The 2,341-nt window shown below is 60.6% G+C and carries 2 protein-coding genes and 1 pseudogene; all 3 read right to left on the bottom strand.

The genetic code is table 11. The features are described from left to right. Positions 1–52 precede the first annotated feature (52 nt). Positions 53–1,633: an IS66 family transposase gene (gene tnpC / locus BBA01S_RS39360; protein ID WP_027821159.1), complete on the bottom strand. Its 1,581-nt coding sequence runs from the start codon at positions 1,631–1,633 to the stop codon at positions 53–55. A 31-nt stretch (positions 1,634–1,664) separates the two neighbouring features. Continuing rightward, positions 1,665–2,018 carry an IS66 family insertion sequence element accessory protein TnpB gene (gene tnpB / locus BBA01S_RS39355; RefSeq protein ID WP_027821158.1) on the bottom strand — a complete coding sequence of 118 codons (354 nt, stop codon included), beginning with the start codon at positions 2,016–2,018 and terminating at the stop codon, positions 1,665–1,667. Beyond that, a pseudogene (locus BBA01S_RS47760) lies at positions 1,994–2,341 on the bottom strand (transposase); the annotation flags it as partial. The gene tnpB and the pseudogene BBA01S_RS47760, both read right to left, overlap by 25 nt.

The raw sequence follows: 2,341 nt of genomic DNA, 5'->3' as shown, positions 1-2,341 counted from the left end.
GTAAGCGGTCAATTAACGACGCCCATCAGAGTTGTTGAACAGGGCAATAGACTTACCGCAGTTCGGCGGGCATGGACCAAGGAAGAAGCGCGGCGTAGTCGTCGACGGTCTGCGCGAGCGGTAGGCATCGGAGTAGCCAGTTGAGGTATCGATATGGATCGATACCGTTGGCTTTTGCCGACTGGACCAGCGAGTAAAGATTCGCGCTCGCATGTGCACCGGCAACCGTGTCGGCAAACAGGAAGCCCTTGCGCGCTACGACGAACGGCCTGATCTCGTTCTCACAGGCGTTGTTCGAGATTGGATAGTCGCCGTTTTCAATGTAGCGGCTCAGCTTGTGCCACTGCCGATTCAGATATTGCAGCGCTTTGCCGAGCATGCTACCCGGCACGACGGCAGGCAGATGCTCAATCAACAGTTGCTCGATGACGGCGAGCACGCGGGCGCTATAGCGGCGGCGTAATCGCAGCCGGCGAGCGGCGTTCCACTTCGCACTTCGCGCCTCAGCCGCGAACAGCTTGCCGATGAGGTTGATGAAGCGCGTTGACAGCAGGTCCGGAGTGCGAGCGGCTTTCGGCACCGTATCCTCCGCCTTGACGAACGCGCGCCTTGAATGAGCCCAACAACCAAGATGGACGAGTTGATGGTCGTGCGCGATGCCGCTATACAGCTCATATCCATCGGTCATCAACGCCGCGCCTGGTTTGACGCCGACGTAGAGTTGCGCGGCGTGTTTTGCACCGCGCCCGGGCGTGTAAGTGAACAATCGAATGGGTGGTCCCGACCCGTTCATTTGCGCCCAGACGTAGCTCTTTGTTTGCGGTCGGCGCCCAGGCTCCTTGAGCACCTGGAAGGTCGTCTCGTCGCCATAGATCAGATCTGCTTCGAGCAACGTATCGCGCATCAGGTTGATCACCGGCTGGGTCGCAAGCCCAACCCGCACAACGCTGATGGCAACCGTGTTCGACGAGATGTCGCCGCCGAAGCGTCGCAAGAGCCCGGCCTGACGATAGATTGGCATACCGAACTGGTATTTGCCGGTGATGATCCACGCCAGCGCCGATTCGGTAAACAGGCCGCGCGGAATGATTCGCGGTGGTGGTGGCGTCACCTTGATCCCGAGATCGCAACACGGGCACGCGTACTTGACGCGTTGATGCTGGATCACGCGGATCTGCTCTGGAATCACGTCGAGCTGCTCGCTGGTCTCAACGCCGATTTCCACGAGCGCGTGGCCATCGTGACCACAGAAGCGCTCGGACTCGGGCAGCTCGTGCCGGACAACCACGCGTGGCAGGCGCGGATCGAGCGGCTTGCGGCCGCGCTTCTTGCGTGTGTGGGCAGACACCGCCGTATCTGCCGTATCTTCCTGCGCGGGCTGTCCTCCGGAGACCGTGAGCGCTTCGGCTTCATTGAACAGACCAAGCTGGTCCGATTCGCGCGATTCGCTAGATGCGCCAAACAGTTCGCGCTTGTACGCTCGCAACCGCTCTTCCGCGAGATCCCGCTCCGCTGTCACCAGCCGTAGTGTGCCGCGCAGTTCGTCACGCTCCTGCTGAACGGCACCAAGTGCGTCGCGTGCGGCGAGCAACTCCTTCAGTTCCTCGGCGGTGATCGTGACATTGATCGGCATGCCCGGTTAGACAAGCATGCTGCGTCGGTGTTCAGCTCACACGGGCGTAATATCGCATTGGGTGCTTCTTGATGGCGGCGAGGTCGACGCCCTGTAGAAGCCAGCCTAATTGCTCGGTGCTCAGCGTCACGACGGCCGCATCGCTGGGCCACGCAAAGCGATCATGACCTTCGAGCCGCTTCAGAAGAAGCCAGAACCCATTGCCATCCCAGGCAATGATCTTGATACGATCGTGACGTCGGTTGCCGAACACATACAGGGCCTCGTCCAGCGGGTTTAGCGACATCGCCTGCTCGACAAGGATTGACAAACCATTGATGCCCATCCGGAAGTCAACGGGATCGCGGTGAACGTAGACCCTCAGCCCATCGTCGAACCGGAACACGGTAGCCTCCCCAGCATCTGGACGATCGTCGCCAGTTCATCGAGACTCGCGTTGCCGAGTTCAAATTCGACGCCATTCGGCAAGCGCACGTGAAGTGCGACCACCATCAGTGGCAAGGCCTGCGATGGCCCTTGAGGCGCAGCCGGCTGTGCCGATGGTGCGGTGACGACTGGAATGAATGCCGGCGCCTCGCGCGCCACGCTCGAGCGTACCGGTGTCGGAGTATCGATCAGCACACCATCCGCGACCCCTGATGGTGAGGTCTGCTGAGCCTGCGCCATTCGCTGCTGACGGTAACGAGTGATCCACTTGCGAAGCTGATT

The organism is Paraburkholderia bannensis NBRC 103871 (genome assembly GCF_000685015.1).
GTDB classification, from domain to species: Bacteria; Pseudomonadota; Gammaproteobacteria; order Burkholderiales; family Burkholderiaceae; genus Paraburkholderia; species Paraburkholderia bannensis.
Note: the sequence above shows the minus strand (reverse complement) of the source record. Positions and strands in the feature narration are given on the sequence as shown.

What these genes read in the sequence shown, in the direction of transcription:
- tnpC (WP_027821159.1), bottom strand. Translation starts at nt 1,633, where the DNA reads ATGCCGATCAATGTCACGATCACCGCCGAGGAACTGAAGGAGTTGCTC.